Annotated in this window: 12 protein-coding genes; 2 read left to right on the forward strand and 10 right to left on the reverse strand. The window is 43.7% G+C overall.

Annotation, left to right across the window (positions count from 1 at the left end):
* The first annotated feature begins 235 nt into the window (after nucleotides 1-235).
* Entirely contained in the window at nucleotides 236-1201 is a 966-nt protein-coding gene (locus ACOAOT_RS16510) for a DUF5688 family protein (RefSeq protein WP_420217997.1), read from the forward strand.
* Here ACOAOT_RS16510 and ACOAOT_RS16515 read toward each other — a convergent pair.
* The 9 genes from ACOAOT_RS16515 to ACOAOT_RS16555 all read right to left on the reverse strand — a co-directional run bounded on the left by ACOAOT_RS16515 (nucleotide 1164) and on the right by ACOAOT_RS16555 (nucleotide 10325).
* Entirely contained in the window at nucleotides 1164-1583 is a 420-nt protein-coding gene (locus ACOAOT_RS16515; RefSeq protein WP_420217998.1) for a threonine/serine exporter family protein, read from the reverse strand. The two genes, ACOAOT_RS16510 and ACOAOT_RS16515, sit on opposite strands and share 38 nt — an antisense overlap.
* The gene (locus ACOAOT_RS16520; protein ID WP_420217999.1) at nucleotides 1577-2356 is read right to left on the reverse strand and encodes a threonine/serine exporter family protein; all 780 of its coding nucleotides are present in this window, start codon (nucleotides 2354-2356) and stop codon (nucleotides 1577-1579) included. The genes ACOAOT_RS16515 and ACOAOT_RS16520 overlap by 7 nt, the downstream gene beginning before the upstream one ends.
* A gap of 19 nt (nucleotides 2357-2375) precedes the next feature.
* Complete coding sequence (feoB, locus tag ACOAOT_RS16525) at nucleotides 2376-4373, reverse strand: ferrous iron transport protein B (protein ID WP_420218000.1); 1998 nt, start codon at nucleotides 4371-4373, stop codon at nucleotides 2376-2378.
* Nucleotides 4366-4599, reverse strand: coding sequence for a FeoA family protein (locus ACOAOT_RS16530; RefSeq protein ID WP_104439758.1), 234 nt, complete (start codon nucleotides 4597-4599; stop codon nucleotides 4366-4368). Before ACOAOT_RS16530 ends, feoB begins: the two co-directional genes overlap by 8 nt.
* A 131-nt stretch (nucleotides 4600-4730) precedes the next feature.
* Nucleotides 4731-6716, reverse strand: coding sequence for an excinuclease ABC subunit UvrB (uvrB, locus tag ACOAOT_RS16535; RefSeq protein WP_420218001.1), 1986 nt, complete (start codon nucleotides 6714-6716; stop codon nucleotides 4731-4733).
* A gap of 116 nt (nucleotides 6717-6832) precedes the next feature.
* Complete coding sequence (locus ACOAOT_RS16540; RefSeq protein ID WP_420218002.1) at nucleotides 6833-8080, reverse strand: 3-isopropylmalate dehydratase large subunit; 1248 nt, start codon at nucleotides 8078-8080, stop codon at nucleotides 6833-6835.
* A gap of 9 nt (nucleotides 8081-8089) precedes the next feature.
* Nucleotides 8090-8581 (reverse strand): LeuD/DmdB family oxidoreductase small subunit, encoded by a 492-nt coding sequence (locus ACOAOT_RS16545; protein ID WP_420219439.1) that lies wholly within the window; start codon nucleotides 8579-8581, stop codon nucleotides 8090-8092.
* Nucleotides 8582-8601: 20 nt separating this feature from the next.
* Nucleotides 8602-9843, reverse strand: a complete 1242-nt coding sequence (locus tag ACOAOT_RS16550) for a 3-isopropylmalate dehydratase large subunit (RefSeq protein WP_420218003.1) — start codon at nucleotides 9841-9843, stop codon at nucleotides 8602-8604.
* Nucleotides 9844-9845: 2 nt separating this feature from the next.
* Entirely contained in the window at nucleotides 9846-10325 is a 480-nt protein-coding gene (locus tag ACOAOT_RS16555) for a LeuD/DmdB family oxidoreductase small subunit (RefSeq protein WP_420218004.1), read from the reverse strand.
* A 193-nt stretch (nucleotides 10326-10518) separates the two neighbouring features.
* Here ACOAOT_RS16555 and ACOAOT_RS16560 point away from each other — a divergent pair, with 193 nt between their 5' ends.
* Complete coding sequence (locus ACOAOT_RS16560; protein ID WP_420218005.1) at nucleotides 10519-11547, forward strand: threonine aldolase family protein; 1029 nt, start codon at nucleotides 10519-10521, stop codon at nucleotides 11545-11547.
* 60 nt (nucleotides 11548-11607) lie between these two features.
* Here ACOAOT_RS16560 and ACOAOT_RS16565 read toward each other — a convergent pair whose 3' ends face one another.
* Nucleotides 11608-12912 carry a S41 family peptidase gene (locus tag ACOAOT_RS16565; RefSeq protein ID WP_420218006.1) on the reverse strand — a complete coding sequence of 435 codons (1305 nt, stop codon included), beginning with the start codon at nucleotides 12910-12912 and terminating at the stop codon, nucleotides 11608-11610.
* Between the last annotated feature and the right edge of the window lie 9 nt (nucleotides 12913-12921).

Below are 12921 nucleotides of genomic sequence, written 5' to 3' on the forward strand. Positions count from 1 at the left end.
AATACCATTTTCCAATTTTGTAATTATACAATCTATTTAAGTTGAATGATTTTTCGACAAAATTCCAAATATGTCTAAACATATTGTCATTTTTTATCAACTAATGTATAATGGATTTGATTCTGTTGCTTATCTATCGCATATCTGGCAATCATATCCAACCCCATTTTTCATCCACTGTGCTGTATCTCGCATCATGCGATTTACATAAATCAAATCTAAGGAGGTATACAATATGGTATACGAACAATTTCAAAAAGCAGTAAAGGAATCACTGGAAGAACGCTTTGGCTCTGGCTACAACTTAACACTCCAAAGCATTACGAAAAACAACGGACTGACCCTTGACGGTATCTGTATCAGCAGGCCACAGGAACATACGGCTCCGGCTATTTATCTTCAGACATTTTATGATACTTATAAAAAAGGAAAATCATTTCCCCAGGTTGTAGACGAGATTATGGAATTATATCAGACACAGCATTTGCCAGAAGATAATTTTATAGAAGAACTACACTCAGAAAGCCCTTTAACAGACCGTATCATCTTTCGCCTGATCAATGAACCGGCTAACCGTCCCCTTCTAACCGATCTCCCCCACATATCAATACCAGATCTGGATTTATCACTAATCTTCTGTTTGTCTTTAAACAAGAAAGACGACCAGCTTCTCACAGCCATTATCCACAATTCCCATCAAAAACTATGGAACTTATCCACCGAAGATTTATATGAGTATGCAAAATTAAACACACCAGACTTATTTCCTGCAAAGATCACTTCTCTTATGGAGGTAATAAAAGAAATCGCAAGAAAATCTTCAGATACGGAAATAAAAGAGGAAGACTGGTCCGGTTTATTTGACCCATCTCCCCTGTCCCCTCCCATGTATGTCCTAACTAATCCCTACGGTGTCCACGGAGCTGCCTGTATGTTCTATGAAGGCATATTAAAAGACTTCGCAGATCGCATGGAAGGCGATTTAATCATTTTGCCTTCCAGCATTCACGAAGTCTTACTAATCCCGCATAGCAATCATATTTCCTATGAAGAGCTGGCGGAAACCGTATTTTCCATCAATCAGGAGGAGGTCCCTCAGGAAGACCGCCTCTCCAACCATATCTATCACTATTCCAGATCAAAGAACCACCTGTCCGTTGCTTTTACTTCTTCTTTCCCAATCGGAACAATGAATCCATAATAAAAATTGCCATGGCAATGGCACCGGAAACCTGAAGTGTCTCCACCAGATAGTGACTGGAAAGCACCGGGTCATTACTGATCACATAGGACACGCTTCGGTATATAGAAGCACCAGGCACGGAAGGCAGGATTCCTGCCACTAAAAACACCGTAACAGGTGCTTTACACACTCTTGCAGCAATATGACTGAACAGCGCTACCAAAAGAGTGGATAAAAAAGCCGCAGCTATGACCGATCCGGCTGCGGCTTGTACAAGAAGGTATACTAACCAGCCAACCGCGCCAATGGTTCCTGAAAGAATTAAATACTTCTTCGGAAGCTCCAGTATCAGAGAAAAGCTGATCACTGCAAGAAATGCTCCAACTGTCTGAATCACCATATAAAATACCCCCCGGACAGCCACTGATACAGTCCCATACCAGCTCCCACTCCTGCCGCTACTGCAAGAGCGATTACTACAGCTTCCACAATTCTTGCCGTACCTGATGCATAATCCCCATTTAACGTATCGCGGATAGCTGTGGTAAAGATTACTCCCGGCACTAATGGCATGATGGCACCAATTATAATAATATCACTTTTAATGCCAGGCAACCCCCATCTCTCCAGAAAAAGAGTGGTCAAAGCAATTAAGAAGGCGCAAAATGCATTGGCACAGAAATCATTTAAACGGATCTTTTGAGAAATCTCCATGGCAACCGCCAATACAGCTCCGGTCACAGCCGCCGCCACGCAGTCTCTTGCGTTACCGCCAAGAAGCAGTGTAAAAAATACCGCCACTCCCATAAAGCCCATATCCTTAAGCCTCTTATGAAACTGAACCGTCTTTCGTATTTCTTTCAGCCGCTCAAATGCCTCTTCCACCGTCATAAGGTCTGCACAAAGCTTTCTTGATACATCATTCACCAGATAAACCCGGTTTAAATTGGTATTTCTGACCGTCACCCTTCTTGCCACTGTAATCGCTTCTATGGACGGATCGTTTAAGGATGCAAAAATGCCTGTGGAAAATACGATGGCTTCCGCCGTATTGCGACCTGCTTTTCTTAAAATATGGTCAATGGTATCTTCCACACGAAAGATCTCCGCACCACTTATCAACATAATCTCACCTGCCAGAACAGCAGTTTCCACAAGCAGTTTATCATTCATCAGCTTATCCTCTATCCAATTAAAAAATCAAACTTCCAATCTGGTACACCACTACAGCAAAGAACCAGGCAACCGCCAGCTGAAACAGTACCATACCAAGCGTCCATCTCAGTGATCCGGTTTCTTTCTTTATGGTGGCAACTGCAGCGATACATGGGGAATAAAGCAGGCAGAAGATCATCAGCGCATATGCATTCACTCCGCCAAATCCCACATTGCCCAGCAATCCGGATAATTCAACCATTCCTGCTGCCGAATTAATATTACTGATTCCAAATAATACAGAAAAACTGGAAACCACCACTTCCTTAGCAGAAAGCCCGGAAATAAGTGCTACCGCAATTCTCCAGTCACCCAGTCCCGCAGGAGTAAGCACAGGAATTAAAACTCTGCCAATCATGGCTGCAAAGCTTTGTGATACATCTGTGACAAATCCATGAAACCCTGTATTGAGCACAAACCAAAGTACGATAGAGGCCAGAAATATGGTAGTACCTGCTTTTCCAAGGTAATCTTTCACTTTATCCCACACATAAATTGCTACCGTTCTCGCATTGGGTGTCTTATATTCCGGCAGTTCAATTAAAAGTGTATCCTCTTCCTGTGATTTTATCATCTTATGAGTCACATGGGCAATCAAAATCGCAACCATAAGTCCGATTACATATAAAGAATAGGCCGCAATCAACGCATGATTGGGAAAAAACATCTCTGAAAACAAAACGTAAATAGGCAGTCTGGCAGAACAGGACATAAATGGTGTGATGAGTATTGTCCTTCTCCTGTCCCTTTCACTGGGCAGCGCTCTCGCTGCCATTACAGCCGGCACCGTACAGCCAAACCCTAAAAGCATGGGAAGAAACGCCTTGCCGGAAAGCCCCACCCTTCCCATTATCTCATTCATTACATAAGCAACTCTCGCCATATAACCACTGTCTTCCAAAAAAGCCAGGGCAAGAAACAGAATGAAAATATTCGGGAGAAAAGTAAGGATTCCTCCTACACCTGCAACAATTCCATCCACTACCAGGGAAGTGATCCAGTCCGCTGCATGAATGCCCGTCATCATCTGATACATAAACGCCGACAGATGATCCAGTGCAATCTCAAAATATCCCTTCAGGAAATCCCCCACGGTGAACGTCAGGAAAAACACAAGGGCCATAATACCAAGAAACAAAGGAACTCCCCAGAAGGGATGGGTCAGATAAGCATCAATCTTATCCGTCATTGCCGCCTTCTGCTCTTTGTTAACCAGGCATTCGTGAATCACTCCTTCTATATAATCATATTTCTCATTTATAATCTCTTTTTCATAATTATGATCAATAATATTGCTTAAATCAACCGGATGGTCATTTGCCACCTCTTCATCATATTCCAGAAACTTGATGGCATGCCACCGCAGATTTTTAAGCTTTCCATAATGGGCTTTCAGGACTGTCTCCACTTTGGATATCTTATTTTCAATTCGTGGTGTGTACGTAACCACCACTCCCTGAGGTCCTTCCTCGTAATGATGAACCACTGCATGCATGAGAACGTCAAGACCGGTCCGCTTTCTGGCTGAAACCGGTACTACAGGGATATTCCCAAGCATCTCAGGAAGGCGGTGAAGATCAATCTCCATCCCCCTGTCTTCTACAATATCCATCATATTAAGAGCCAGAATCACCGGCTTTTTTAATTCCAGAAGCTGAAGTGTCAAATATAAATTCCGCTCCAGAGAGGAAGCATCCACAACGTTAATAATCACGTCAACGGATTCATCTTCCAGACACTTTCTTGTAACAATCTCTTCTATGGTGTAACTGGTCAGGCTGTAAATTCCCGGTGTATCAATCACCCGAATGGTCTGGCCTTTATAAATGGTCTCCCCTTCCACGCGCTCCACCGTAACACCTGGCCAGTTTGCCACTTTCAGCCTTGCACCGGTAAAAGCATTAAACAGAGTTGTCTTCCCGCAGTTGGGATTCCCAACGAATGCAACACGGATTATTCTTTTGTCATCACTCATGGCTGGTCTCCTCCTTTATCTCAATTCCCTCTGAGATCTTCCTGCCCAGAGCCAGACGAGTCCCTCTGACCTTTATAATCACGGTGCCGCTTCCTTTTTTGTTTAATAAGGTAACTGGCGTCATCTCGTTGACGCCTAATGCTTCCAGCCTTCTTGTAATGGCATCCTTTACCATAACACTGTATACAATGTAGGTCTTTCCGATATCTCCTTCATGAAGCTTCATAATAATCTCCTCTGAATGCAGCCAGTTCCAAAACCGGCGCACCAGGGTTCTTTCCCTGGATTGCATCCATAGAGATTTTACACTTATTGAGAATCATTGTCAATACTATCCTAATACCTGAAAGATATTTTTTACTGACTAATATCCTGAAGCATCTTTTTCACCTGTACCATACGGTCACGCAGCTTCGCAGCCTCTTCGAAATTCAGTTCTGCTGCTGCCTGATGCATCTTTTTTGTCAGTTCCTTTGAAAGCTTTTCCAGTTCCATTGCATCCATGGATTCGGGATCTTTTTTAAACTCCTTATCGCTAGCTGCAGCAGCTTTTGATATGGCTATTAAGTCACGAACAGCCTTTTTAATGGTAGTGGGAGTGATTCCATGTTCTTCATTATACCGTTCCTGAATTGCTCTTCTCCGGTTTGTCTCTTCAATTGCAACTCTCATGGAATCCGTCATATTATCTGCATACATGATAACGTGACCTTCCGAGTTTCTGGCTGCTCTTCCTATGGTCTGAATAAGAGAAGTCTCTGAACGCAGGAAGCCTTCCTTATCCGCATCCAGAATTGCCACCAGTGTGATCTCCGGAATGTCCAATCCTTCTCTCAATAGATTGATTCCTACCAAAACATCGAAAACATCAAGACGCATATCACGAATAATCTCCGAGCGTTCCAGTGTATCAATATCGGAATGGAGATATTTAACCCGGATTCCAACCTCTCTCATGTAATCCGTCAGGTCCTCTGCCATACGTTTGGTCAGTGTGGTGATTAATATCTTATTCTTCTTCTCCACCTCTTTATTGACCTCAGAGATCAAATCATCAATCTGGCCTTCCACCGGACGTACGTCAATCTCCGGATCCAGCAGTCCGGTAGGACGAATGATCTGTTCCACCCGTAAAAGCTCATGCTGGGATTCATAAACAGATGGAGTAGCCGAAACAAACATCATCTGATTGATCTTGGCTTCAAACTCTTCAAAATTCAAAGGCCGGTTATCCAGGGCTGAGGGAAGACGGAAACCAAAGTTCACAAGAGTGGTTTTTCGTGAGCGGTCTCCTGCATACATTCCTCTAACCTGAGGAAGGGTAATGTGGGACTCGTCCACAATAATGAGAAAATCATCGGGAAAATAATCAATTAAAGTATAGGGTGGTTCTCCTGGTTTCCCCCCTGTGAGATGTCTGGAATAATTCTCAATTCCGGAACAGAAACCTGTCTCCTTCATCATCTCCACATCAAAATTAGTCCGTTCAGAGATTCTCTGGGCCTCTAAAAGCTTGTCTTCACTTTTAAAATACTCCACCTGCTCTTTTAATTCAGCCAGAATCGTAGAAGCTGCATGCTCCATCTTATCCTTGGAAACAACATAATGAGAAGCAGGAAATACTGCAATATGTCCCAGCTCTGCCCGGATCTCACCTGTCAGTGTATCAATCTCCGTGATCCGGTCTACCTCATCTCCAAAGAATTCCACCCGGTAAGCTTCACTGCCGGAATAGGATGGAAAAATCTCCACCACATCTCCCCGGACGCGGAACGTGCCGCGCCTGAAATCCATGTCATTCCGGTCATACTGAATATCGATGAGTTTATGAATCACTTCATCCCGGTCTTTAATCATTCCAGGCCGTAAGGAGATCACCATCTCCTGATAATCGATGGGACTTCCCAGTCCGTAAATGCAGGAAACCGAAGCAACGATAATCACATCTTTGCGCTCCGATAATGCCGCAGTGGCAGAATGGCGCAGTTTATCGATCTCATCATTGATGGAGGAATCCTTTTCAATGTAAGTATCGGTAGATGGTACGTATGCTTCGGGCTGATAATAATCGTAATAGGAAACAAAATACTCCACTGCATTCTCCGGAAAGAATTCCTTGAATTCCCCGTAAAGCTGTGCAGCAAGAGTTTTGTTATGAGCAATAATTAATGTTGGCTTCTGTATTTCCTGTATGACATTGGCCATGGTAAAGGTCTTTCCAGAGCCGGTAACTCCCAGTAAGGTCTGAAACTGATTGCCTTCCCTAAATCCTTTCACAAGCTGTTCTATGGCCTGGGGCTGATCTCCGGTCGGGGCAAACTCTGAATGCAACTGAAATTCCATACGTTCTTTTTACCTCCTTGGTGAACTATCGTACCAGGATTATAACATAGCAAAGATAAAAAGTATAGGCAGGGAAGGAACATTTGTTCTGATTTTATTTTTTAATAATTGGCCGCTTATAAAGCGCTCACAATCCGGCCGGTTAACGCACAGGCCGCTGCCGTTTTGGGAGAAGCCAGATATATTTCAACTTTGGAGGTTCCCATTCTTCCCAGGAAATTCCGGTTATTGGTAGCCACTACCCGTTCCCCGTCACTTAGGATTCCTCCGGTTCTTCCGCAGCATAATCCGCATCCCGGGTGGGTGATAATGGCACCTGCCTCAGACAGAATCTCCATGATTCCCTGGTCCATGGCTTCCTGGTAAACCTTCCGGCTTGCTGGTGTCACAATAAGCTTCACGTAGTCAGCTACCTTTTTGCCCTTTAACACCCCTGCTGCCGCTTCCAGATCCTCCAGACGTCCATTGGTGCAGGAACCAATAAATACCTGGTCAATGGCGATGCCCTCTAGTTCACTGACGGGCTTGATTTTATCCACCTGGGAAGGACATGCCATAACAGGAACAAAATCCTCTGCACGATACCGGATTACTTTTTTGTAAACTCCATCCTCATCTCCAGTCAGACTCTTCTGAAATTCGTTCAGCTGTATTTCACAATACTTGGCCGTTTTCTCATCCGGAGTAAACAAGGCACATTTTGCACCAGCTTCAACAGCCATATTGGCTATGGTCATGCGGCTTGATACCGACATCTCCTCTACGGTGCTTCCTGTAAATTCAAGAGCCAGATAAGTGGCTCCGTCTGCACCCAGATCCCCGATCAGGCGCAGAATAATATCCTTAGACATCACATCATCCGGAAGTTTTCCTTCAATAACCACTTTAATCGTCTCCGGTACCTTGATCCACATGGTACCGGTACCCAGAATGCTCGCCATCTCCGTATAACCGATTCCGGAAGAAAATGCTCCCACACAGCCATATGTAGTAGTGTGACTGTCTGTGCCAAAAACCACATCTCCCGGTTTTACGTATCCTGCCTCCGTCATCAGCTGATGGCAGATTCCATCACTTCTGTGGACATGCTTCATTCCGTATTTTGCTGCAAATGAATCTCCGATCCGGAAATGCCTGGTATCATCAAGCTGGCTGGCTGGAACCAGATGGTCATAGATTAAGACTGCTCTATCCGGATCCCAAAGCTTTTTAAAGCCCATTTCTTCAAATTTATCTGCTACAAAGGGAATAAAAATATCATGAATCATTACCCTGTCTGCTTTCACAGTCACGATATCTCCCGGCTTTACATTTTGTGCACCTGTATTATGCCTGATTATTTTTTCAATAATTGTGTATCCCATTGCCCCTCCTTAATCCAGTCCGTTGCGTTTTCGCATGGCTTTCACCAGTCCGCCTGCACTGATAATATCAACCAGATTCTGAGGCAGCGATGCGATCTGATAAAATCTGCCCTGGTATTCCACGTGTTCATTTACCGTAACTTTTATGATGTCACCTTCTGTCATATCATCATATAAATCCGGTTGTTCCATAAGAAGCAGACCATTATTAATGGAATTGCGGAAAAATATTCTGGCAAAGGATTTGGCTATTACGCATTTCACTCCGAGAGCCTTAATAATCTCAGGTGCCTGCTCCCTGGAAGATCCGCAGCCAAAATTTTTACCAGCTACAATGATATCTCCTTCTTTGATCAGTCCAGCCAGTTCCGGCCGGAGAGGGCTAAAGCCATACTGCTTCATCTCATCTATGGTTTTTAATGCCAGATATTCCGTAGGAATAATGATATCCGTATCGATATCATCTCCAAGAACCCAGACTTTTCCTGTAAATGTCTCCATTGTCATTTCCTTTCCCCTGATTATGCCAGCGTAATCTCTCCTGCTATCGCTGATGCCGTCACTGTGGCAGCAGAACCTAAATATACCTTGGAACTGGGATGACCCGCCCTGCCTTTAAAATTACGGGTACCGGTACTGATGAGAACCTCATTCTCACCAATGACACCCTGACAGCTTCCCCAGCAAACACTGCAATTCGGGTTCATGACAATTGCACCAGATTCCATGAAAATGTCAATAAGTCCTTCCTTTAATGCCTGTTTGTATACAGAAAGGCTTGCCGGAACAACCAAAAACCGGACACTGTCCGCCACCTTTTTTCCCTTAATAATACCGGCTCCGATTCTCAGTTCTTCAATCCTGCCATTGTTACAGGACCCTAAAAATGCTTCATCTATTTTCACGCCGCAGACTTCTCTTGCAGGAACCACATCATCTACAAAATCCGGTCTTGCAATCACTGGCTGGATAGCAGACATATCAATGGTATATTCCCTTGCGTAAACTGCATCCGGATCACTTTTATATACAGCCTTTGGCTTTCTTCCCTGCTCTTCCAAGTAGGCAAGGGCGATTTCATCTGCCTCAAAGATACCGGTTTTTGCTCCTGCCTCAACGGATAAGTTGCATAAAACCATACGGTCATTGACACTCAGTGTTTTAGCTCCCTCTCCGCAAAATTCCATCACCTGATAATTGCAGCCATTGGCACCAATCTGACCAATAATCGTAAGCATTAAATCCCTTGGATAAACTCCCTGTGGAAGCTTCCCAACCAGATTGAATTTAACAGATTCCGGAACCAGCACCCAGGAGGTCCCTGTAACCATACCATAAAGAAAATCCGTACATCCTACTCCTGTACCAAAGGCACCTAACGCACCATACGTGCAGGTATGGCTGTCTGCTCCAAAGATCAGTTCTCCCGGACAGACGTAATTTTCCATCATAATCTGATGGCATACGCCCTTCCCCTCCCAGAAATCAATCTGATGCTCTCTGGCAAAATCTCTCATCTTTTTCTGGGCTGCCGCAGTCTTTGGATTATCAGCAGGCACATTGTGATCCACAATAAAGACAAGTTTTTCAGGATCTGCAATACGGGGATTTGTCAGCTTGTTATGATACATATCAACGGTTAAATGGGTTGTTCCATCATTGCTCATCAGTCGGTCCAAATTAACAGTATGAATGTCCCCCGGCTTCACATGATTCACACCGGCAGCAGCCGCTATTATTTTTTCTGCGATTGTCATTCCCATACTTATTCCTCCTTATTTAAAGATGCAATCAGGCCGCCCTGATTCAAAATATTCTGCATATATTCCGGAAGCTTCGTACAGGAGTACTCTTTTCCCTTTGCCTTAACAATTCCCTCTGACAAAGACAGCTCCATCACATCACCTGTATTCACTTCATCCGGAAGTTCTTTGCACACGATCACAGGAAGTCCAATATTAATTGCATTCCGAAAGAAAATTCTGGCAAATGATTTGGCTATCACAGCTTCTACACCAAGAGCCTTTAATACACCCGGTGCCTGCTCTCTGGATGAACCGCATCCAAAATTTTCCCCGCCTACTACATAATCTCCCGCCTTTACTTTTTTAGGAAAGTCGGGATCAAGAGATTCAAATGTATGTACTTTCATTTCTTCAAGATCGGGTAATAACAGATACTGGGATCCTATAATCTGATCTGTATCCAGATCATTATGAAATTTAAAAATTGCACCTGTTGGCATAAGATTTCCTCCTGCTCATACGTAATACATATTCTTTTATTTATTTTACCACAGCCATTAATATAATAATAATACATGATATGAATATTTACTATAACATAAGATTATATTATACTTGTCCATACGCCATTGTAAATCTGTTCCATTTAGTATATCATATTTTTTATACCATCAATCATCAGGAGGACATTTTATGTATAGCTTTAATAACGATTACAGCGAAGGCGCGCACCCAAAGATTCTGGAAGCGATCACACGGACCAATCTGGATCAGAACAGTGGATACGGAACTGACGGGCACTGTACCCATGCCATGGAGATGATCAGACGGGAAATCGGGCGTGAGGACGCTGATGTTCATTTTATTGTAGGTGGAACACAGACGAACCTGATTACTATCGGTACAGCCTTAAAACCGTGGCAGGCAGTAATCTGCGTTGCCCAGGGACATATTAATGTCCATGAAACAGGCGCTATCGAGGCCACTGGTCATAAAGTTCTTGCTATGCCAGGAAAAGATGGAAAGCTGACTCCTGCTGATATCACTCAGGCGTTATATCTTCATACAGATGAACATATGGTCCAGCCTAAAATGGTCTATATTTCAAACTCTACCGAACTGGGAACCCAGTATTCCAAAGCCGAGCTGGAAGCAATCCGCAGTCTGTGTATGGAAAAAGATCTTTATCTGTTTTTAGACGGTGCCCGTCTGGGTTCTGCTCTGACCAGTGAAGTAAATGACTTAACCATAAAAGATATTGCTGCCTTAACCGATGTTTTTTACATTGGCGGAACAAAAGCCGGTGCTTTGTTCGGGGAAGCTCTGGTTATCAGCCACCCGGATTTAAAACCGGATTTCCGTTTTATGATGAAACAGCGTGGCGCTCTGCTGGCAAAAGGCTGGCTCCTGGGTATTCAGTTTGAGGAACTCTTCACTGACAACCTTTACTACGATCTGGCTTCCCACGCCAATGCAATGGCAGATATTCTAAGAAAGGGCATCAGTGCATGCGGCTATTCCTTCGCTGCCCCTTCCCTCACAAACCAGCTGTTTCCCATATTTCCCGAAGAAGTGATAGAAACCCTTCAGAAAGATTTTGTATTCTCCATACAGGAAAAAGGAACCAACGGTCATTCTGTCATAAGGCTGGTTACCTCCTGGGCGACCACAGAAGATGCCTGCAGACAATTTTTAGACATTCTTAAAACCTGCTCTATGTAACGAAAAAGCCCTTAAGAAACTGGCAATGAGATTGCTGTTGTCTCTTAAGGGCTTTATTTTTTATTTTAAAGCATTAATTGCTTCTATCAGCTGATTGTCTTCATTATGCTCAATCTTAATTTTTGTTTTCAGCTCTTCTTTTAATTCTACGGGAACATCTGGTTCAAGTCCCTTTTTATGAAGATCAAAACCGCTTGGTGTATAGTAATGGGCTATTGTCATCTTAATTGCAGTTCCGTTATCTAACGGGAACAAAGTCTGGACAATCCCCTTGCCAAATGTTTTAGTTCCTACAAGCTTTGCTTTCTTGTATGCCTTAAGGGCACCGGAGAAGACCTCAGATGCACTTGCAGACTGACCATTGACCAAAACTGCCATTGGTACATCTACCTGATGACCGTCTGATGCATAATACTGCTCGCCTTTTCCGTTCTTGTCAGCCATGTAAACAAGCAGGGTTTTATCCTTCTTGGTTCTTACCAGATTGGGATCGCCTTCAATGACCAGATTATCAGGAAGAATGTAATCCAGCATGGATACAACCGCATCCACAACTCCACCGGGGTTATTTCTTAAATCAACCACCAGCTTTTTCATTCCCTTTTTCTCCAGATCATCAATTGCACCTTTAAACTGATCAGCAGTTACCGTATCGAACTGACTTACTGAAATATATCCAACATTGTCAGCCAGCATTTCATATTCAACCGTAGGCACTGTAATCTGCCGGCGTTCCATGGTCATATCGATATAATCGCCTGCCTCCTTACGAAGTACAGTGATTGTCACAGGTGTGCCTTTCTCGCCTTTGATGTAGTCCTTTACTACCAGCTCCAGATCAATTCCTGTCACTTCTTTGCTGCCTACCTTATAAAGGATATCACCAGGCAGTATTCCTGCTTCCGCTCCGGGAGTTCCTTCGAACACCTTGCTGACTGTAATGACTCCGGTTGAGGGATTCTGACTTACCATCACACCAATCCCGCAGTATTCTCCAGCCGTATCTTCCATAAGTTTTTTATATTCATCAGCCGTGTAATAAACCGTGTAGGGGTCCTCAAGGCCATAAAGCATTCCTTTATAGATCCAGTCTTCCACTTTCGTATTGTCTTCGTCAAAAAGATAATACTTATCAATCACACTTTGAATGGTCTGGATCTTAGCTACAATCCGGTTCATATCCAGATCCCCGTTCTGATTCTCTGCCTGAACGGATTCAGCCGTTGTTCCCTTCCCATCAATTGCAGTTCTTCCAATTAAAAAAATGCCTAAGGACATCCCCACAATTACAAGGGCTGCCAATGTGGTAAGTAGTGCTCCGACTAGGGCACCCTTCCAAAATTTATTCTTACTTTCCACTGTCATTCTCCTATC

Source organism: Lacrimispora struthionigena (assembly GCF_048627165.1).
Taxonomy (GTDB): domain Bacteria; phylum Bacillota; class Clostridia; order Lachnospirales; family Lachnospiraceae; genus Lacrimispora.

What these genes read in the sequence shown, in the direction of transcription:
- ACOAOT_RS16510 (WP_420217997.1), top strand. Translation starts at nt 236, where the DNA reads ATGGTATACGAACAATTTCAAAAAGCAGTAAAGGAATCACTGGAAGAA.
- ACOAOT_RS16515 (WP_420217998.1), bottom strand. Translation starts at nt 1,583, where the DNA reads ATGGTGATTCAGACAGTTGGAGCATTTCTTGCAGTGATCAGCTTTTCT.
- ACOAOT_RS16520 (WP_420217999.1), bottom strand. Translation starts at nt 2,356, where the DNA reads ATGAATGATAAACTGCTTGTGGAAACTGCTGTTCTGGCAGGTGAGATT.
- feoB (WP_420218000.1), bottom strand. Translation starts at nt 4,373, where the DNA reads ATGAGTGATGACAAAAGAATAATCCGTGTTGCATTCGTTGGGAATCCC.
- ACOAOT_RS16530 (WP_104439758.1), bottom strand. Translation starts at nt 4,599, where the DNA reads ATGAAGCTTCATGAAGGAGATATCGGAAAGACCTACATTGTATACAGT.
- uvrB (WP_420218001.1), bottom strand. Translation starts at nt 6,716, where the DNA reads ATGGAATTTCAGTTGCATTCAGAGTTTGCCCCGACCGGAGATCAGCCC.
- ACOAOT_RS16540 (WP_420218002.1), bottom strand. Translation starts at nt 8,080, where the DNA reads ATGGGATACACAATTATTGAAAAAATAATCAGGCATAATACAGGTGCA.
- ACOAOT_RS16545 (WP_420219439.1), bottom strand. Translation starts at nt 8,581, where the DNA reads ATGGAGACATTTACAGGAAAAGTCTGGGTTCTTGGAGATGATATCGAT.
- ACOAOT_RS16550 (WP_420218003.1), bottom strand. Translation starts at nt 9,843, where the DNA reads ATGGGAATGACAATCGCAGAAAAAATAATAGCGGCTGCTGCCGGTGTG.
- ACOAOT_RS16555 (WP_420218004.1), bottom strand. Translation starts at nt 10,325, where the DNA reads ATGCCAACAGGTGCAATTTTTAAATTTCATAATGATCTGGATACAGAT.
- ACOAOT_RS16560 (WP_420218005.1), top strand. Translation starts at nt 10,519, where the DNA reads ATGTATAGCTTTAATAACGATTACAGCGAAGGCGCGCACCCAAAGATT.
- ACOAOT_RS16565 (WP_420218006.1), bottom strand. Translation starts at nt 12,912, where the DNA reads ATGACAGTGGAAAGTAAGAATAAATTTTGGAAGGGTGCCCTAGTCGGA.